We start from the raw sequence: 18,794 nt of genomic DNA on the forward strand, positions 1-18,794 counted from the left end.
TATGAGACTGCTCGCTCCATTTGTTTGCTCCCTTGCGCTGCTTGCCGCGTGTTCGTCGTCGGTGCTGTATCCCGTCACGACCCCGCCAATCAGCGGTAGCGTTAATACTTCGGTCCGTTCGCTTGAGGTGCGGGATGTGTCTTTGCCATCGTATGCCGCCGCCGAAGAGATCACGATTCAGAATTCGGATGGATCGCTGAGCACTGCGGGTTCCGCGCTTTGGGCCGATATTCCGGTGCGGGCGATTTCGCTTGAGCTAAGCCGTAATATCGCAGCACTGACGGGCGCGCGTGTGGCGTCAGAGCCGTGGCCGTTTGAGACCCGCCCCCAAGCGCGATTGGAGGTTCGGATGGACGAATTGCTCCCGGGTGCAGATGGGGTGTACCGAGGTTCGGGGCAGTATTTCGTCGGCTCAACCGAGGGTGGCCGCGACCGCGCGGGCTCTTTTGCGCTGAGTGTTCCGTTCGATCCAAAGGGTGGCCCATTGGCGATTTCGCGAGCGCGCGGCCAGTTGATTCAGAACCTCGCCCGAAAAATCGCCACAGAGGCGATGTAGAGCCTGCGTTCAAATCGCTCTCGATTTATGCCTATGAGGCGCGCGTTCTATTGGCCGATGTGCGACCTGATCCACCACGGCGATATGGCGTATTGCTAGCCCTCTAGCACGGTTTCAAAGCCGCCATAAATCAGGCGTTTGCCGTCGAACGGCATTTCCGCCATGGACATGCGTGAATCGCCCATGATTTTCTCCCACGCTTCGTCGCGCGCTTTTCGCGACGGCCAGACAACCCATGAGAAAACGACGGTTTCGTCCTCTTTGCATTTCACGGCCATGGGGAAGGATGTTAGCTCGCCGTCGTTCACATCGTCGCCCCAGTTTTCGATGACGCTGGTGGCGCCGTATTCCTTGAACACCACGGCGGATTCTTTGGCGTGTTTGATGTATTTCTCTTTGTTTGAATTAGGGACAGCGGCAATAAAGCCATCTACGTAGGACATAATTTCCTCCACTATTTTGCGTTAAAAGCCGCCTCAATTGCGGCGACGTTGATTTTACTCATTGTAAGCATGGCCCGCATCGCACGGTCCGCGCCTTCGCGGTCGGGATTGTTCAGCAGGAGAGGCAAAGTTTTGGGCACGATCTGCCACGAAATACCAAATCGGTCCTTAAGCCATCCGCACTGGCTCTCGGCGCCGCCATCTGCGATGAGCGCGGCCCAAAGGTGGTCGGTTTCTTCCTGATCCTCGGTCAATACCGAGATTGAGGCCGCCTCGCTTGTGGGGAAGGACGGGCCGTTCAGGATCATATAGGGCGCGCCACTTAGGTTAAACTCAACGACCATCGGCGCGCCGTTTTCATCGGGATAGATCCTGTTTTCAATTGCGCTGTTGGGTAAGAGCGAAACATAAAACTCCGCCGCCTCGTGGCCGTTTTTTTCGAAGGTCAGACAGGTGCGGACTTTGGCAGAAAATTCCATGTGCTATCTCCTCTCTAGCCCGCTTGGCGTTCAATACTCGCAAAGGGGCTTAGGCCTAACCAATCTTGCATTTGCGTCGCGATTTCTTGGGTACCCGTAAGCTCAAGTTGTCCGTGATGTATTGCTTTTTGTACAGTCAAAAGCCCCATCCAAATCGCTGTCATAGTGCGAAGACTACACGCGGCATAAAGATCTACGTCGAGTCCCGGATCGACATAGCAAGCCTCGACGCCCGAATTTGGATCGGCAAGGAGCCAATAGTTTTGACGATGTTCTGGGAGGTTGAGAAATACGAATTGCAAACAGACGCGCCGCTCGGGGAGTGGTTCAATTTTGAGGCCGCGATGCATGTCCCATATCAACAACTCGGGGTCCAGATTGTTTAGAGATAGCTCACTTTCTACCCATCGTTGGCCCCACGCCCCCATACCCATAATCAGTGGTCGAAGCTCTTGGCCCGCGGGTGTGAGTCGGTATTCCTTAGTACCTTTGGCTATTTCTCGGGTATAGACCACCCCCGCTTTTTCGAGTTCGGTGAGACGTTTGGATAGCAGAGTTGGCGACATGCGCGGAACGCCACGCCGCAAGTCGTTGAACCGCGTACTTCCGCAAAGAAGTTCTCGAATCAGGAGGGGCGTCCAGCGCGCGCACAATACCTCGGTCGCCATCGCGATCGGGCAAAACTGGCCGTAACTTCCACGCATAGTTTGCCTCCATCACGTTTGAAAAACCTGAACTTAGTAGGCGAACCGCGACGTAATCATGTCGGTGGTACAGTTTCTAGACTAGCGCGAAATTGGGTTTGCGACAACTCTTTGGAATGGGTGCCGCCTTTACCGGGAAGGGTAACAAAGCGGCGTTGAACTATTTTGGATAAGTTGAAAGGAGTTGCTATGAAAACCGCAGTTGTACAAGAACCGCCAGTATTCATGAACCGTCAGGCAAGTATGGAGCGCGCTGTAGAATTAGTCGCGCGCGCCGCCAAGGATGGAGCGGAGCTGATCGTTTTTCCAGAAGCATGGTTCCCGGGATATCCAACCTTTGTTTGGCGCCTTGCGCCCGGTGCAGGCATGGGCAAGACCGACGAGCTTTTTGCGCTTTTGCAGGCCAATTCGATTGATCGGTCCAGAGGAGAAATGGAGCCACTTCAGGAGGCCGCGCGCGAGAACAGTATCGTTATTGTTGCGGGATATAACGAGTTGGACGGCGCGGTGTCTGGATCGACCCTCTACAATGCCTGTGTAACGATTGATGCGGACGGCAGCATTTTGAATAACCATCGCAAACTGATGCCAACCAACCCCGAGCGCATGGTTTGGGGCTTTGGCGATGGGGCCGGGCTAAACGTGGTCGAGACAGCAGTCGGACGTATTGGAGCTTTGATCTGCTGGGAGAACTATATGCCGCTCGCAAGGTATGCGATGTATGCCCAGAACATTGACATCTATCTCGCACCCACATGGGATAGTGGCGATACTTGGCTTGCAACGATGCAGCACATCGCCCGAGAGGGGGGATGTTGGGTGATCGGTTGTGCCACGGCGATTGAAGTCGCTGATATTCCCGAAACAGTCCCTTATTATGATGAGCTTTTCCCTAATCAGGACGAGTGGATTAATCCCGGAGACGCAGTTGTCTACAAACCGTTCGGCGGAGTAGCCGCAGGGCCGATGCATCAGGAGAAGGGGATATTGTTCTGTGATATCGATGTTGCACAAGCCGCCGCATCGCGCCGCAAGTTTGATGTAACCGGCCACTATGCGCGGCCTGATGTTTTCAGGCTATCGGTTGATAAACAGCCCAAGCCGCCCGTAGTCGCAGCGGCCTAGCGATCGGCCTCGTAGGTTTTGGTTTGGGCAAACGTCGGAAGCCAAGCCTCGCGGCGCGAGGTCCAGAGTTCATAGGTGGGTTTGAATTGGTTGGGTTGGTCGAGCGCGCCGAGGTGGATTTCGATCTCGTTGTCTGAGAATGAAAACACCGATGATCCACATTCAGGGCAGAAATTACGCCCCCTGTAGGCCCGCGTTTCACCGTGGATTTCGACCGCATCCTTGTGAAAAATCGCCGAGGCATGAAACAGTGCTCCGTGGTGTTTTCGGCAATCCATACAATGACATATGCCAACGCGAATGGCGTCAGGCGGGGTCATGAAACGCACTTTGCCGCATTGGCAGCCGCCCTTGATCTGGTCCATCACGCCCTCCGATCATGCTAAGCGTTCAAGAACAATGATGACTTTATTGGCACGTGGCAAGGGTACTACGCCTCGAGCTAACACGCCGGCTAGCTAATCAGTGAACACGGGTGCCGCATTTGCGGTCTTTAGGTGATACTAGCATTTTATGGTATTCTAGAGGGGTATTTTGTAAACCGCGTGCCGTCACGAGTAGAAGTCATGCCAGTATTCATAGTTCTAACCGATAGTAATTATAACGATCCCGCGTTCTGGGCCAGCCAGAATGTGACGACTGACAGCACGATTGATGCCTCGGGTCTGAGTGACGACATTCAGATCACGATGACCGCAACGTCGATCATATTTACCGACGAAAGCACGAACCCTCCAGCGGTTTATACCGTCAACAACAGCGATCTCGCAGGTGGATCGTTCAGCAATTTCGTGGCCTTCCGCGGTAATGATAACAATAGCGAAGTCAGCGGTGCCGAAGATATCAACTCTTTCGGATATATCGGTGGTTCTGGCGATGATACGTTTGTTGATACGCGCCCTGCCGGCGGGGGATTTGCTACGATCAACGGTGGCGGAGGAGACGATACACTTTACGCGGGCGATTCCTCGACCATTTTGTTGGGCGGTGACGGAAACGATACGCTTCATGCGGGCAATGCCGGTACCGACAACCTTGACGGTGGTGCGGGAGATGACACGATTTATGGCGGTGCGGCAGGCGGCAACTTATTTGGTGGAGCGGGGAACGATGTCATCCACAAAGGGAGTGGCGACAATTACGTTGATGCGGGATCTGGAGATGACACGATCTATGGCGTACGCGGCGGCGGATCCATTACGGCTGGTAGCGGGAATGACGTGGTTTATGTCACCGCCGAAGATCTTAACTCTGACAAACCTCCTGCCTATGTTGCGGGAGGGAATGGCTACGATATTCTCTACCTCCCTCCAGGTACGACCTATACGGAATGGTCGCCGGGGAACGGGCGTGTAACCTATACCGATGCCAACGGAATAACTCGGACGTTTGATTTCGGCGGGTTTGAAGAGATACGCGTGAGTCCCGTTCCATGCTTTGCAGCGGGAGCACGTATTGCGACACCAGATGGTGAAGTGGCGATCGAAGGTTTGAAAATCGGTGATCTTGTAGTGACCGAGAGTAGGGGCGAGCAAGCCATTATATGGATCGGCAAAAGCACCGTTGCAGGAGTAGGCGCGCTTGCGCCGATTGTATTCGACGCGGGCACTGTCGGGAATTCTAGAGGACTTGTTTTGTCACCACAGCATCGGGTCTTGATAGAGTCCGCTGTCTTAGAACTCTATTTTGGAGAAGCAAGCGTTTTGGTTCCGGCCAAGGCGCTGGTGAATGGCACTACCGTTCGGCAGGTTCCGGTGGCGCAGGTGACCTATTTCCACATGATGTTTGACGCTCATGAGATTGTGTTCGCCGATGGCTGCGCTGCCGAGAGTTTTCTTGTGAGCGAATACAGCGTGAACATGTTAAGCGAACCCGCGCGTGATGAGGTTGTGGCGCTGTTCCCTGATCTGCTGAAACGTCGGGGCCAGCACGGATCGATGAAGCCCGCGCGGCGATTGTTGACCATGCGAGAAGGATTGCTCTGCGCCTAAGCTAGCGCAGTGGCGAATTGATCCGCATCGCGCCATTTTCAAGCGCTCCGGTCACGCGGAAAACTGTGCGCATGTTCTCTTGTGTCAGGAGGGTCTCCATCGACCCGCTGGCAAAGTGTTGCCCTTTGCGCGTAAAGGTCGCCGTATCGCAAGAGCGCGCGGTATCCAATGGAGTAGGGGGTCTCTTCTGCGCTATCAAAGATAAACGCGGTGCGACAATTACTTGCGTTGTTTTCGGAGGCCAGCTCAAGTCGATCCTGAAAACCTTCAATCAGGGCAGAGGCGCGATCATCGACGTTGAAGATATGTCCGATGATATGAATATCGGTAAAGACCGACTTTGCCGTAAGCGGCACGTCCTTGGGGTGAATTGCCTTACAAGAAGCATCCGCCCGTTCTAAGCCTACGCGCCCCGCCTCTCATTTTGGGCGGGCGTTTACATACGCTCAAGTCGGTTTTCATCGTCCACGACCTCAAGCGTGCATCCGTCGGACATCCAGCGCCACAGGACGAAATTGAGGTTCTTCGCCGACGTCCCCTTGGCATAACTGCGCACCAGCAGCCCCGCGTAACCTTCGGCGATGAGAGTCTTGGCGAAAATCTGGGTGGGAACGGCGCGTTTGTCGAGCATCGCTGCGCGCCAGCCCTGATCAGCGAGAATATCGGCCGTCATTCCATAATGATTGAGTAAATCTGGATCGCGGGTGTCGAATATCGGCCCGATTTCGGCGCGATAGGAAACAAGCACCGTGGGTTGCAGGCTCCCGACTTGGTTCGCTTCGCTTAGCGCGGTGGCAGGATCAAGCGCGGTATAGAGCGCTGGCGTACCCTTGGGATTGAATCGTCCGCCATAGAGTTTCGCGCCACGACCAGAGAGCGGCTCGCGTGCATAAACGGGGTTCAACGCCCGATAAAGCGGCCCCACATAACGCCCGTCCGTCAGCGGCATCAGGCGTAAACGCCCGCATCAACGGCGTCGATATACTCCAGAACCTGTTGCGCCTTGCCCTCTTGAACAAGCTGCATCGCGGTCCGCCCGTCAAATCCAGGGAGGGGTTCAGAGCGGTACCACGCATAGGCAATGAGTTCCGTTCCAAAGCGGGGCACGACCTTGTTCAGCACCTCAACGAGTTCGCGCAAACGGCGCTGCGTTTTGTCTGATTGAATCCGCGTGCGCCGCTGAAGCGCGTCTTTGCTAAGCCCGACTGTCATCGCGATTTCATCCGCCGAGGTCCGCAGAGCGGCCGCGATTTTACGAGGCTCGAACTGTCCTCCTTCGGCAAAGTTTGTAATCTGCATGGCGTCACTCCTTACGGTAGATATGACAGTATATAGTGTAACTATCGCCGTAAATCAAGCCGCGCCGCGGGTTCGTTTATGTCGCAGAGATAATGCTAGTCCTTTGAGGAATCAGACGGTAAATACGCGGCTATGCGTTTGATCCGTGCACAATTTACAAAGCTTTTGGTCTCCTTGGTATTCGTGTTTGCCATGGCGACATCAAGCTTTGCACATCGGCTTGCGCCCTCCAACTATGATCTTGAGTTACAGAACTACCTTCAGGCTGGCGGTAGCATCGAAGATCTCTGTTCCGATGCCGACAGCACCATCCACCAAGGTTCGGGGATCTGTGAGTTTTGTCGGATCGTAACGGGCGCGATACTGGTTGAGCCTGAATGGCCGCACACGCGGGCGCTTTTGACGACATCCTCGCCGTTGGAGTTTGTGTTTGCGCAGATTCTGGCGTTTGAGAATACCGATTTATCGCGCTCTGTGCGCGCACCCCCTCACTTCGTTTGATTTTCCCTCACATGACTAAATCAAAATTCGCCCCCTGTGCGACAGGGCGGCACGAAGTGGAGAACCCAGATGGTTTCTATCGACCCAACTCAGGCACCTGTGGCCGAGAGTACGACAAGTTCGAATAAGTTCTATTTCGCGGCATGGCGCTGGCATTTCTATGCTGGTTTATATGTCATTCCTTTCCTGATTATGCTGGCCCTGACGGGGTTGATTATGCTCTGGGTGAGTGTGATCGCAGGCCGAGATGGCGAGTGGATCGCCGTTGAGCCAAACGGTGTGCCGATGGCGGTTTCTGTGCTGTCCGAGGCGGCGGTTGATGCCGTTCCGGATGGCAAGCTGGTGCAATATGTTGCTCCGCGCGCTGATGACCTAGCGGCGATTCTTCGGGTCGATAGTGGCGCGGATGCCGTCATGGTTGCGGTGAACCCCTATACTGCCGAAATCCTCGCCGAGATGCCCCGCCGCGAGGGGTGGTATGACTTTGCCAACAAGGTGCACGGCACGCTTTTGTTGGGTGTGACGGGTGATCGGATGATCGAGATTGCGGCGTCGCTTGCCATGGTTTTGATCGCGACGGGGCTGTACCTTTGGTGGCCGCGCGGAGGGCAGGGCGTGCGCGTGTTGGTCCCTAATCTTGCGGCACGGGGGCGCGCTCTTTGGAAAACGCTACACGCCACGGTCGGTGCGTGGATTTCGCTTTTGTTGGTGCTGTTCCTCATTTCGGGTCTGTCATGGGCGGGAATTTGGGGCGAAAAATTCGTTCAGGCCTGGAGCACTTTCCCCGCAGAAAAATACGCCGCTCCCGCCTCTGATTCCATCCACGCAAGCATGAACCACGGCGCGATCAAAGAGGTGCCTTGGGCGTTAGAGCAAACACCGATGCCCGCGTCAGGGTCGGATTCCGGCGCGAGGGGATTGGCCGATGGAATGCCCGTTACGCTTGATACAGTGACCGCTTTCGCACGCCAGATCGGGTTTGAGAACCGCTTTCAACTGAACCTTCCGAATGGAAAAGAGGGCGTCTGGACCATCTCGCGCGATACCATGAGCAACGACAGCACAAGCCCAACAAATGATCGCACCGTGCATATTGATCAGTACACGGGCAAAATCCTCGCCGATGTGAAATTTGCGGATTATTCGGTGTACGGCAAGGGCATGGCCGTCGGGATTGCCTTTCATGAGGGAGACATGGGCCTGTGGAATATCGTGCTGAATACGGTGTTCTGTCTGTCGGTGATTTTCGTGAGCGTGAGCGGCGCAGTCATGTGGTGGATGCGCCGCCCGAACAAAGCAAAGCGCCTTGCGGCACCACCGATGCCCCGCGATATGCCGCAATGGAAGGGCGCGATTGTCGTGGGCTTGCTGGTTTCTCTGGCGTTTCCGATGGCGGGCGTCACGCTTCTTGCGGTGCTTGCGCTGGACTTTGTTGTCATCTCCCGCATCCCCGCAATGCGCCGCGCGTTCTCATAAGATATGGGCGCCGCTCTGATACGGGGCGGCGCTTGCTTTCATTGACGCGGACCTATTTTTAGATCGCGTGTTTCTATCCGGTTGACATATCCTACTAGTTCGCTCAGGATTAGGCCAAGTCAAGCCACCTCGTCGCTCAGAAGGGGAAGCCGACACATGAATTATGTTAGGACTTCCTTATGCTGCCCAACCAAAACGTATCATTTTGGTTAGATACTCTAGACGATCTGCCGAACATATTTCCGAAATTTGATCTTGGATTAGGTGCGGGTATTTTCTCGTTCCTTGATTCCTTTCAAACGCATCCCGACACCGCCGCGGTAAATATAACGCGGCTTTGATGCATTCGTGCTCGGCGGCAAGACATAAGCACCAAAGTTAAACATTCCACCAATGGGGAAACTCTAATGACACGATACAAACTGTCCGCAACCGCTATGGCAATCGTTCTTGCGACGCCAGCATTGGCTCTTGAGGCTTCAGACGTACTTGGCACATATGCCGACATTGCTGCTGCGAACTATGAAGACAGCCTGATTACAGCGCAGCGCCTTCAAACGGCGGTCAATGCGCTGGTTGCTGAACCCTCCGCCGAGAACCTGACAGCGGCGCGCGCGGCGTGGTTGGCGGCGCGTGTGCCATATCAGCAAACCGAAGTTTTCCGCTTTGGAAACGCGATCGTTGATGATTGGGAAGGCAAGGTCAACGCTTGGCCACTGGATGAGGGCCTGATTGACTATGTGGGTTCATCGTATGGCGGACCGTCGGATGAGAACGCATTTGCGGCACTTAACGTGATCGCAAACCCGACGTTTACGCTCTCGAACCAAGAGATCGACGCCACCAACATCACGCCTCAGCTTCTCGAAGAGACACTCCAAGAAGCAGATGGCGTAGAAGCGAAAGGAGCGGCTATGTAGGCAATCCAATTTGGATTGTCGCTCGAACTCTTAATAACTTCGCTTGCCCAAATGGGCTATTGTCGTCAAAAATTATTATCATAATATTGATTATATGAAACCAGCGCAGGTCCTAGATATCATCACGACAATTGGCTTGGCCGGATAGATCCGTTTTCCCAAGATAAGTTAAGGGCCGTAGTTAGCCCTTAACTCTTTCACATATTCAACCTCGAATTACACTTCGAGTGGCTTGTCGCCGCGCTCCCATTTGAGCGGGTGGAAGACTTCGTCTACGGGTGTTTGCGCAACGTGGTTGATGTAGTTTGACATTGTTTTCTGGGCCAAACCAAGCACAACATCCAGAACCGCGCGATGGCCATAGCCTGCGTCAAAGAACGCTTTCATTTGCGCTTCTGTGATGTTACCGCGGCTGCGTACCATTTGAATGGTGAATGTGCGCAAAGCTTCTAGCTTAGCTGTTGGCAGCGGTGTTTCGTTGCGCAGCGCGTCTGTGATCTCGTCAGAGACCTTCATCATTTTCGCAATGCCAGTGTGGGCAGGAACGCAATAGTGGCACTCGTGCTCGACGTTGATGGATTGCCATACAACTGTGAGTTCCTCAGCGTCAAAATCCGTTTCGGTAAAGAGCTTGTGCAAAAGCTGATACCCTTCGTACGCCTGCGGGCTTTCTGCGAGAACTTTGTGCAGACCAGGCAAACGACCGAACGCTTTTTGAGAGTTTTCCAAAAGCGGCTTGGAGGCTTCTGGTGCTGTTTCGAGATCATGTGAAGGGAATTTCATGACTTTTTTCCTTTTTGAGGTGTGTATGGATGCTATTTAGGCTTTCTTGAGCGATCACTCAAGTATATAATTGAATGATCACTCAAATATTGGTGAAGAGATGCCACGCAAGCCTAACTACGACCGAGATGACCTGATTGACCGCGCCCGTGATTTGTTCTGGGAACGCGGATGGGCGGGCACGTCTCTCAAGGATTTGGAAGCAAATCTGAAAATGAAACCGGGCAGCTTTTATGCGGCATTCGGTTCAAAAGATGCGCTTTTTGAACTGGCTCTCAAGAAATACGCCGAGAATAGCGCCGCACGTTTGACGTCCCTCACCCAAGAATTTGGCCCGCTCGGGGCGCTCGAACAATTGCCGCTTGCGGTTGTCGAGGGTGACGCGGCCCCTGCCCGTGCCTGTATGCTTTCGAAAACGCTTCTGGAACTGCACGCGCACGACCATCCGTTGGCCAAGGCCGCGAACGCGCATCTGCTTAAGATGGAACAACATATTGCAGAGCTGTTCCGTCAGGCCCAAGAAAACGGCGATATCAGTTCCAACCAAGATCCGAGCGCCCTTGCGCGGCGGTATCAATCCGACTTGCTCGGCTTGCGGGTTTCGGCGGAGCGGGACGGCGTGGATGCAAAGGCCATCGCACAGGAAATCGCGGACGGTATCACGCGAATTTGACCTACTGATCCCGCTTGACATCATGGGCGCGCGCCTCTACCTACCGACCGTCGGTTGGTAAGGATTACATGAAGCAAAATACTGAAATAACCCGTGACACCCCCCGCAAGCGTCAACGCATGGCGCCCGAGGAGCGGCGCGAACGTATCCTAGATGCGGCGCAAGCGCTGTTCTACACGCGCGGATGGGATGACGTGACCGTTGCGGATATCCTCGCTGAGACGGAAATCTCGAAGGGTGGGTTTTATCATCACTTTTCGGCCAAAGAGGACCTGCTCGACGGCATTATCGAGCGCTTTACCAAAGAGGCCCTGAACGACGCAGAAGCCTCAAGCAGCGCGGCGCAAGGGGACGCCTTGGCGCGCTTCAATGCGTTTTTGTCGAGCACCGCACGCTGGAAGGCCGAGCGCAGCCATCAGTTGAAGTTCTTTGTGGATGCGATGCTGCGGCCCGGAAACGACGTCCAGTTTCATCGCATCTTGCTGCTTTCCTGCGCCGCCGCGCGCCCGATTCTGCGGGACATTATCGCCGATGGCGCCGAGGAAGGATGCTTTGACGTTCCTGATGTGGACCTCGCGGCAGAAACAATTCTCGCCTATTCGAACGCGCGCATAAATGTTGTAAAAAAGGCCTTTGGCATTGCTGAGGGCGGCGATCTAGAGGGGGCAGCGGCCCTTTTAAATGATCGCATGATTGCCGAGGGCGCGATGCTTGATCGCGTGTTGGGCCTTCCCGAGGGGAGCATAAAGCTCGCCAACCCTACCGAATACCGCATCATTTTGCGCGCCATGCTGTGTGACAAATGAGAGCATCCCAGATCCGAGCGAATGCAATCGCCTGCCCCAAGGACATGAGCAATGACAGAGACCAATAATAACGAACGTCAGACACTGAAATTCGAGAACGACCGCGGCTCGACGCGGTCTCGCTGGGTTGCTGGAATCATTGCTGTGGCGATTGTCGGATGGATGGGCAGCGGCATTATCCTCCCCTCGGAAAATCCAGAGGCAAGCGAGCCTGCATCCGTGACGGTTAAGCCGGTGACGGTTGCGGTCATTCCATCCGTTGCCGAGAGTATCGAGCAGTATTTCGTCGCCGAGGGCCAAGCGCTTCCTGATCGCGATACGGTGGTGCGTGCGGAAACTTCGGGGCAGATCGAAGAGATCCTTGTTGATAAGGGCGCGCAACTTGAAAGCGGCCAAGTGATTGCCAAGTTCGACATTGCCGCGCGCGGTTCGGACCTTGATCGCGCCCAAGAAGAGCTTACCCGTGCACAACGCGAATTCGACAACGCAAGCGCATTGGTTGACCGTGGCGTTGCAACCGTGGACCGCCTTTCGGTGGCGCGCGCAACCCTTGCGTCGGCACAGGCCAACCTGAAATCCGCAACAGAAGCGATCAAGAACACCGAAATCCGCGCGCCATTCGCCGGACGTCTTGAGACGCTGGACATTGATACGGGCGAATTTATCGCGCTCGGAACTTCGATTGGCCGCTTGGTCGATAACGCTCCGCTTACGATCAAAATTCAGGTGCCACAGCAATCGCTGCACCAGATCCGCGTCGGCCAATCCGCCGACGTAGAGTTCATTACCGGCGATGTCGGCACTGGCGAAGTTGAGTTCGTCGGAAGCAGTGCCGACGTCGATACGCGCACATTCCTTGCCGAAATCGGCGTCCCGAATGCCGACGGGGCCATCCCCGCAGGGATCAGTGCACAGTTGCGTATTCCAACGGGTGAAACCACGGCGCACTTTGTCTCTCCGGCCATTCTATCGCTTGATACGAACGGTGTTCTGGGGGTGAAAACGGTGGTCGATGGTAACAAGGTTTCGTTCCACAAGGTCGAGATCGTGCGCGCGCAAACCGATGGTGTCTGGGTGTCGGGCCTGCCAGAGGAAGTTCAGATCATTTCTGTCGGTCAGGGCTTTGTAAATGAAGGCGAAACAGTGAACCCAGTCCCCGAAGATCAGCTTGGGCTTGGGCCGGAAACAGCCACCGCTGACACTCAAGAGACAGACCTCGCCAACGCCGACACTGAGATCGCCCAAGACGCCACAAGCACGCAGGAATCGATCGAATGAATAGCATAATCGACGCTGCCTTTAGCCGCAGCCGAGTGATCATAATGACGCTCATTATGATCCTCTTGGTAGGCGCCTATTCCTATGTTGCTATCCCCAAGGAAAGCTCGCCAGAGATTCCGATCCCGATTTTCTATGTCTCGACGAGTCTTGACGGTATTTCCCCCGAGGATGCCGAACGCCTTTTGGTAGAGCCGCTCGAAACCGAGTTGAGTTCCATCACGGGTCTCAAGCAAATGACCAGCAACGCCAGCGAAGGTCACGCAAGTGTTCAGCTTGAGTTTGAACCGGGGTTTGATGCGGATGCCGCATTGGACAAAGTCAACGAAGGCGTGGACCGCGCTGCGACTGATCTGCCCGAAGATGCGTCCGATCCGACCGTCACCGAAATCAACACGGCGCTGTTTCCGATCCTGACCGTTATCCTCTCGGGGCCGGTTCCCGAGCGTACTTTAAACAACCTCTCCGAGGATTTATCCGCCTGGATCGAGGGTCTTGAAGGTGTGCTTGAGGTGGACGTGGGCGGCGAACGGACCGAGCTTCTTGAGGTTCTGATCGACCCGACGGTTTTTGAAACCTACAACATCAGCTTCGAAGAACTCATCAGCCAGATCAACCGCAACAACCGCCTGATTGCGGCAGGTGCAATTGAAAACGGCGCAGGGCGCATCGTGCTCAAGGTGCCGGGGCTGATCGAGAACACCGAAGACGTGATGGGCCTACCCGTGAAAGTACGCGGCGATACGGTTGTGACGTTTGGCGATGTGGCCACTGTCCGCCGTACCTTCGAAGACCCAACAGGCTTCGCACGCATTGATGGCCAGCCCGCACACGCGCTCGAGATCAAGAAACGCTCTGGCGCCAATATCATCGAAACGGTCACCGCCGTGCGCGCCCTGATCGAAGAAGCACAGGCCGACTGGCCCGACACCGTTTCCGTGGATTACATGCAGGACGAAAGCGAGCAGGTGGAAACCATGCTCAGCGACCTAGAGGCCAACGTTATCGCGGCGGTTATTCTTGTGATGATCGTGATCGTCTGGGCCTTGGGTATCCGCTCGGCACTCTTGGTTGGACTGGCGATTCCCGGTGCGTTCCTTGCGGGCGTTACGGCGCTGTTCTTTATGGGATATACCATGAACCTCGTCGTGCTGTTCTCGCTTATCCTTGTGGTGGGGATGCTGGTGGACGGGGCGATTGTGACGACCGAACTCGCCGACCGCCGTCTTCAGGAAGGTGATCCGCCCAAGGTCGCCTATGCCCATGCCGCCAAACGCATGGCGTGGCCAATTATTGCCTCAACGGCGACGACACTTTGTGTATTTTTCCCACTGCTGTTCTGGAAAGGCACGGTTGGGGAATTCATGAAATTCCTGCCGATCACCGTGATCCTGACGCTTGGCGCATCGCTGTTTATGGCGCTGATTTTCATCCCTGTTACGGGCGGAATTATCGGCAAGAAGCCACCACAATCGGCCAAGGACAAAGCAACGCTGCACGCCGCTGAAAACGGTGATCCGCGCGACCTTGGCGGATTCACGGGTGGCTATGTAAAGGTGCTGCAATTCGCAATCCTGCGCCCGTGGGCAACACTGATTATGGCGATTGCGTTCCTCATTGCGGGCTTCGGCGCCTATGGGCAATTCGGCAACGGCGTGAGCTTCTTCCCGTCGGTTGAGCCAGAATTTGCACAGGTGCAGGTCCGCGCCCGCGATAACTTCTCGATCTATGAAAAAGACGCCCTTGTGCGCCGAGTCGAAGAAAAGCTCTTTGAGTATCCCGAAATCGAGTCCGTCTATGCGCGCTCGGGCGGGAGTACCCAATCCGCCGCCGACCTGATCGGAACGGTCCAGATCGAATTCACGGAATGGGACACACGCCGTCCGGCCGAACTCATTGCAGAGGAAATTCGCGAGGATATGGCAACGATTGCCGGCATCGACGTACAGGTTCAAACGGCCTCCAACAGCCCTTCTGGCGGCAAACCGATCAGCCTGCGCGTTCGTGCGCAAAACACCGATGACCAAAACGCGGCGGTTGATGCCGTACTGGCCGAGATGGACCGCATCGGCGGCTTTACCGACATAACCGATACCCGCCCTCTTCCCGGTGTGGAGTGGCGCGTAGAGGTGAACCGCTCGGAAGCCGCGCGATTTGGCGCCGATGTTTCGACGCTCGGTCAAGCGATGCAGCTCCTTACACGCGGGATTACGGTGGCGGACTATCGCCCCGGTAACGCCGAAGGCTCGGTCGATATCAACGTGCGTTTCCCCTCTGGCGAGCGCACACTTGAGAAGCTCCAAACCCTGCGCGTTCCGACCTCTGCGGGGCTGGTTCCAATCTCGAACTTTGTGACCTTCGAGCCAAGCCCGCGCACAGGCACCATTACCCGCATTGACCAGCGCCGCGTGATTACGATTGAATCCAACGTGGTTCCCGGTGTTCTGGTGAACGATCAGGTTATCGCCCTTCAGGCGGCAATCGACGGGATGGACTTGGACGAAGGTACCGACATCAGTTTCGCTGGCGAAGCACAGGACCAAACCGACGCGATGGTCTTTCTTGTCGGGGCGTTCGTTACGGCGATCTTCTTGATGTTTGTGATCCTCGTGATTCAGTTCAACAACTTCTATCAGGCCTTCATCGTCATGAGCGCGATCGTCTTCTCGATCTCGGGGGTTCTGTTCGGGCTTATCGTGACGGGACGACCGTTCGGGGTGGTTATGGGCGGGATCGGTGTGATCGCGCTCGCGGGGATCGTGGTGAACAACAATATCGTTCTGATCGACACCTATAATGATCTGAAAAAAGCGGGCCTCTCGCCGCTCGAGGCCGCCCTGCGCACGGGTGCGCAACGTCTGCGGCCTGTGGTTCTGACGTCGGTAACCACGGCGCTTGGGCTTATGCCAATGGTGATCGGGGTGAACCTGAACTTCTTTACCAGAGAAGTGGTTTACGGCGCGCCCTCTACCCAGTGGTGGACAGAGCTTAGCTCGGCAATTGCGGGCGGCTTGATTGTTGCGACGGTCCTCACCCTCATCGTGACACCCGCGATGTTGATGATCGGCGAGCGCAAAGCCAAGCGCGCAGAGCCCACGCCCGCCCTGCCCGAAACGGCCTAGCCCCGCAGTTAAAGCGCGGGGCCGGGCACCATCGGCGATCCGTCGGTAAAGCGCCCAAAGCGGAAACGGTGAAGATCATGGCCAACCTCGTTGCCCATGATCAGATCCGCCAAAACCCGCCCGATTCCGGGGCCGATACCAAATCCGTGCCCGCTTAGGCCCGTTCCAATGGTCAGGCCCTGCACGTTCGGAACACGATCCAGAATCGGAACAACATCGGGCATGGCGTCGATCATGCCCGCCCAGCTTGCTCTGATTTCGACCTTGCCTAACTCTGGATAGCGCTGCGCGAATTTCTCGGCGGCACCGCGCAGTTTGCGCATATTCGGCGTGGGATTGAGGATGCGCATCCGCTCAAACGGGCTTTGATCATCGCCACTCCATTTGCGCGCCGTGCTCCATGCATCGGGATAATCCCGCGGGGCGGCTGGCTTAAAGGCTGTCCCCAAAGGGTTGCTCATGAATTGCCGCAGATACTTGCGCCCATGTTTCAACGTCGCAGGACCAACGAAGAACTCATGCGCCCCGCCCGCCGCAAGGGAATAGCCGCCATCCTTGCGTGGGCGATAGGCAATCGCTTCGTCCGTTACGCCACCCTGCACCACTTGGGGCAAAACATTGGTGGCCGCAACCGAGGAACGCACCGCAAGCTGTGGAATAGAAACGCCGTGTGCCTCGGCAAAGAGGCCCGACCACGCGCCACCACAAAGAAGAACTTCGCTGGTGCGAATGGTGCCGTTTTCCGTCACCACTCCCGTAACGCGCCCGCCCTGAATATCCAGCCTCCGCGCCGCACAATTCTCGATGATCGTTGCACCTGCTTCGACCGCCAGCTTGGCGATTTCGGGAACAGCCACCCACGGCTCTGCCCGCATATCCGAGGCCGTAAACATCGCCCCGCGCATTGTATCTGTCATACCGGGATAAGCCGCCTTACAGTCCTTTTCATCAAATAGAACCGTATCAACACCATGGTTTTGCGCGATTTTCACCCAGTCGGCAAATTCCTGCATGTCTTTGTCGTTGCGCGCCAAATAGGTCACGCCACCCTGCGTCAGACCAATGTCTGCCTTGGTTTGGGCCGCAATATCCTGCCAACGGCGGCGGGACTCGATCATGATGGGCAGCTCTGCCTCGTCCCTGCCCTGCTGGCGAATCCAGCCCCAGTTGCGTGATGATTGTTCACAAGCAACCCGCCCCTTTTCGATCACCGTCACCGAAACGTTCTTGCGCGCCAAAAACAGCGCCGTGCAAATCCCCACAACGCCGCCCCCGATAATCACCACATCGGAAGTTTCCGGCAGAGGTGCGGTAAATTGAACAGGGCTTTCGAGGGTAATCGGGAACTTCATCGGGTATCCTTTTGCACGAGTGATAAAAGCAGTCTGAAACAGCGGTCCACTAAAAACAATCACATGATAAGGACGAAAACACTATTCATATCAGTCACCTTTCGAGAGCAGGTTGTCGCTCTTGCGGTAACAGCAACAAAGAGCCTAAATAACAAACAAGCATCGCGAATGTGATCCTGATGCGTCTGTGAACTTGTCTAAGGTTGTTTTGTTTTAACCATGACTAAACGGTTTGATGTCATTGCGGTCGGGGAGTTGAACCCCGACCTGATCCTTACGGGAATCAAGACTTCTGCGCCCGTTCTCGGGACCGAGCATGAATTCTCGGACATGACTTTGACCCTCGGGAGTTCGACCGCGATTTGTTGTGTATTGATGCAGCGGCTTGGCCTTGCTACGGCCATGGCGGCCAAGGTGGGCGATGACGACCACGGCGCATTTTGCAAAAGCGTTCTGAAACAAGAGGGCGTCGATCAAACCGGTATCATAACCGACGCTGCGGTCCAGACGGGCGTAACCGTTTCGCTGGCCTATCCAGAGGATCGCTTGCTGCTGACGCGCTATGGTGCGATGGCGGCATTCGGATTGGCCGATATCGACCTTGGCGCGCTCACTCAGGCGCGGCACCTGCATCTGGGGTCGTTCTTTCTTCAGGAACGCTTACAGCCCGATTTACCTGAACTTTTCCGCCATGCCCATGACGCTGGCATGACGACTTCGCTCGATTTGGGTTGGGATCCTTCCGAGAAATGGGACACGGAAATCCTGCGTGAAATGCTCCCTTATGTGAGCGTAATTCTTCCCAATCGTGTGGAGCTTTCGGGTATCACGGGCATTGCCGAAGTAGAGCCCGCGCTTACGCGTTTGCATGAGATGGGTGCCAACGAAATTGCGCTCAAAAACGGCTCCAAAGGCAGCCTCGCAAGCATCAACGGCAACATCACGCGTGCCGCAAGCCTACCCATTACGCCGCTCGATACCACGGGCGCGGGTGATGCCTTTAATGCGGGCTATATCACCGCACGTCTTGAGGGAAAGGACACCCCCGAGCGCCTCAAACTTGGCAATGCCTGCGGTGCGCTTACCGCGTCCAAAATGGGCGGAACGGGTGGCTTCACCACCCGCCAAGAAGTCCACGATTTCCTCAAAGCTTAACCTGCTATTGCAACAGCGGCTTGTCGTTCTTGATGTGCCGCGCCACGAGTTGTTGTTCAGGACAACGTCGATGACCGCGACTTCGCAAGCCATACCCGCACAAGGCCACACCCGCAGCGCCAAAAGACGTC

The 18,794-nt window shown here is 55.6% G+C and carries 19 protein-coding genes and 1 pseudogene; 11 read left to right on the forward strand and 9 right to left on the reverse strand.

The genetic code is table 11. The features are described 5' to 3' along the window. Window position 1 precedes the first annotated feature (1 nt). Entirely contained in the window at window positions 2-556 is a 555-nt protein-coding gene (locus tag ACFE33_RS15285; RefSeq protein WP_380058870.1) for a membrane integrity-associated transporter subunit PqiC, read from the forward strand. A 95-nt stretch (window positions 557-651) separates the two neighbouring features. Here the strand turns inward: ACFE33_RS15285 and ACFE33_RS15290 are convergent, their stop codons facing one another. The 3 genes from ACFE33_RS15290 to ACFE33_RS15300 are packed head-to-tail and all read right to left on the reverse strand — an operon-like array spanning window position 652 to window position 2,182. After that, window positions 652-999 carry a DUF1428 domain-containing protein gene (locus ACFE33_RS15290; protein WP_380058872.1) on the reverse strand — a complete coding sequence of 116 codons (348 nt, stop codon included), beginning with the start codon at window positions 997-999 and terminating at the stop codon, window positions 652-654. An 11-nt stretch (window positions 1,000-1,010) separates the two neighbouring features. Beyond that, window positions 1,011-1,478: a VOC family protein gene (locus ACFE33_RS15295; RefSeq protein ID WP_380058874.1), complete on the reverse strand. Its 468-nt coding sequence runs from the start codon at window positions 1,476-1,478 to the stop codon at window positions 1,011-1,013. Between the two features lie 14 nt (window positions 1,479-1,492). Next, window positions 1,493-2,182: a winged helix-turn-helix transcriptional regulator gene (locus ACFE33_RS15300; protein WP_380058875.1), complete on the reverse strand. Its 690-nt coding sequence runs from the start codon at window positions 2,180-2,182 to the stop codon at window positions 1,493-1,495. 189 nt (window positions 2,183-2,371) lie between these two features. Here ACFE33_RS15300 and ACFE33_RS15305 point away from each other — a divergent pair, with 189 nt between their 5' ends. Next, window positions 2,372-3,307 carry a carbon-nitrogen hydrolase family protein gene (locus ACFE33_RS15305; protein ID WP_380058877.1) on the forward strand — a complete coding sequence of 312 codons (936 nt, stop codon included), beginning with the start codon at window positions 2,372-2,374 and terminating at the stop codon, window positions 3,305-3,307. Here ACFE33_RS15305 and ACFE33_RS15310 read toward each other — a convergent pair. Beyond that, window positions 3,304-3,672 carry a GFA family protein gene (locus ACFE33_RS15310; RefSeq protein WP_380058879.1) on the reverse strand — a complete coding sequence of 123 codons (369 nt, stop codon included), beginning with the start codon at window positions 3,670-3,672 and terminating at the stop codon, window positions 3,304-3,306. The genes ACFE33_RS15305 and ACFE33_RS15310 overlap by 4 nt on opposite strands. 201 nt (window positions 3,673-3,873) lie before the next feature. Between ACFE33_RS15310 and ACFE33_RS15315 the strand changes: the two genes are divergently transcribed. Further along, window positions 3,874-5,298, forward strand: coding sequence for a Hint domain-containing protein (locus tag ACFE33_RS15315; protein WP_380058880.1), 1,425 nt, complete (start codon window positions 3,874-3,876; stop codon window positions 5,296-5,298). Between the two features lie 38 nt (window positions 5,299-5,336). On the opposite strand, the gene ACFE33_RS15320 is transcribed toward ACFE33_RS15315, so the two are convergent. From ACFE33_RS15320 to ACFE33_RS15330, 3 genes are all read right to left on the reverse strand, one after another. Beyond that, on the reverse strand, window positions 5,337-5,654 hold the full coding sequence (locus ACFE33_RS15320) for a hypothetical protein (protein WP_380058882.1): 318 nt from the start codon (window positions 5,652-5,654) through the stop codon (window positions 5,337-5,339). 80 nt (window positions 5,655-5,734) lie between these two features. Beyond that, window positions 5,735-6,247: an RES family NAD+ phosphorylase gene (locus ACFE33_RS15325; protein WP_380058884.1), complete on the reverse strand. Its 513-nt coding sequence runs from the start codon at window positions 6,245-6,247 to the stop codon at window positions 5,735-5,737. Then, entirely contained in the window at window positions 6,247-6,597 is a 351-nt protein-coding gene (locus ACFE33_RS15330) for an MbcA/ParS/Xre antitoxin family protein (RefSeq protein WP_380058886.1), read from the reverse strand. Before ACFE33_RS15330 ends, ACFE33_RS15325 begins: the two co-directional genes overlap by 1 nt. A 138-nt stretch (window positions 6,598-6,735) precedes the next feature. Here ACFE33_RS15330 and ACFE33_RS15335 point away from each other — a divergent pair, with 138 nt between their 5' ends. From ACFE33_RS15335 to ACFE33_RS15345, 3 genes and pseudogenes are all read left to right on the forward strand, one after another. Then, window positions 6,736-7,098: a hypothetical protein gene (locus ACFE33_RS15335; RefSeq protein ID WP_380058888.1), complete on the forward strand. Its 363-nt coding sequence runs from the start codon at window positions 6,736-6,738 to the stop codon at window positions 7,096-7,098. Window positions 7,099-7,167: 69 nt separating this feature from the next. Then, window positions 7,168-8,574 (forward strand): PepSY-associated TM helix domain-containing protein, encoded by a 1,407-nt coding sequence (locus tag ACFE33_RS15340; RefSeq protein WP_380058890.1) that lies wholly within the window; start codon window positions 7,168-7,170, stop codon window positions 8,572-8,574. A gap of 407 nt (window positions 8,575-8,981) precedes the next feature. Beyond that, window positions 8,982-9,485, forward strand: a pseudogene (locus tag ACFE33_RS15345) (imelysin family protein); the annotation flags it as partial. Between the two features lie 225 nt (window positions 9,486-9,710). Here ACFE33_RS15345 and ACFE33_RS15350 read toward each other — a convergent pair. Further along, window positions 9,711-10,277: a carboxymuconolactone decarboxylase family protein gene (locus ACFE33_RS15350; RefSeq protein WP_380058892.1), complete on the reverse strand. Its 567-nt coding sequence runs from the start codon at window positions 10,275-10,277 to the stop codon at window positions 9,711-9,713. A gap of 100 nt (window positions 10,278-10,377) precedes the next feature. Here ACFE33_RS15350 and ACFE33_RS15355 point away from each other — a divergent pair, with 100 nt between their 5' ends. The 4 genes from ACFE33_RS15355 (at window position 10,378) to ACFE33_RS15370 (ending at window position 16,156) form a co-directional block, all read left to right on the forward strand. After that, window positions 10,378-10,950, forward strand: coding sequence for a TetR/AcrR family transcriptional regulator (locus tag ACFE33_RS15355; protein WP_380058894.1), 573 nt, complete (start codon window positions 10,378-10,380; stop codon window positions 10,948-10,950). A gap of 68 nt (window positions 10,951-11,018) precedes the next feature. Then, on the forward strand, window positions 11,019-11,756 hold the full coding sequence (locus ACFE33_RS15360) for a TetR/AcrR family transcriptional regulator (RefSeq protein ID WP_380058896.1): 738 nt from the start codon (window positions 11,019-11,021) through the stop codon (window positions 11,754-11,756). 51 nt (window positions 11,757-11,807) lie between these two features. After that, window positions 11,808-13,034, forward strand: a complete 1,227-nt coding sequence (locus ACFE33_RS15365; RefSeq protein WP_380058897.1) for an efflux RND transporter periplasmic adaptor subunit — start codon at window positions 11,808-11,810, stop codon at window positions 13,032-13,034. Then, window positions 13,031-16,156: an efflux RND transporter permease subunit gene (locus ACFE33_RS15370; protein WP_380058768.1), complete on the forward strand. Its 3,126-nt coding sequence runs from the start codon at window positions 13,031-13,033 to the stop codon at window positions 16,154-16,156. The genes ACFE33_RS15365 and ACFE33_RS15370 overlap by 4 nt, the downstream gene beginning before the upstream one ends. A gap of 8 nt (window positions 16,157-16,164) precedes the next feature. On the opposite strand, the gene ACFE33_RS15375 is transcribed toward ACFE33_RS15370, so the two are convergent. After that, complete coding sequence (locus ACFE33_RS15375) at window positions 16,165-17,508, reverse strand: NAD(P)/FAD-dependent oxidoreductase (RefSeq protein ID WP_380058770.1); 1,344 nt, start codon at window positions 17,506-17,508, stop codon at window positions 16,165-16,167. 219 nt (window positions 17,509-17,727) lie between these two features. Here ACFE33_RS15375 and ACFE33_RS15380 point away from each other — a divergent pair, with 219 nt between their 5' ends. Further along, window positions 17,728-18,663, forward strand: coding sequence for a carbohydrate kinase family protein (locus tag ACFE33_RS15380; RefSeq protein ID WP_380058772.1), 936 nt, complete (start codon window positions 17,728-17,730; stop codon window positions 18,661-18,663). The last annotated feature ends 131 nt before the right edge of the window (window positions 18,664-18,794 follow it).

The organism is Falsihalocynthiibacter sp. SS001 (assembly GCF_042445055.1).
In the GTDB taxonomy this organism is placed as follows: Bacteria; Pseudomonadota; Alphaproteobacteria; order Rhodobacterales; family Rhodobacteraceae; genus Falsihalocynthiibacter.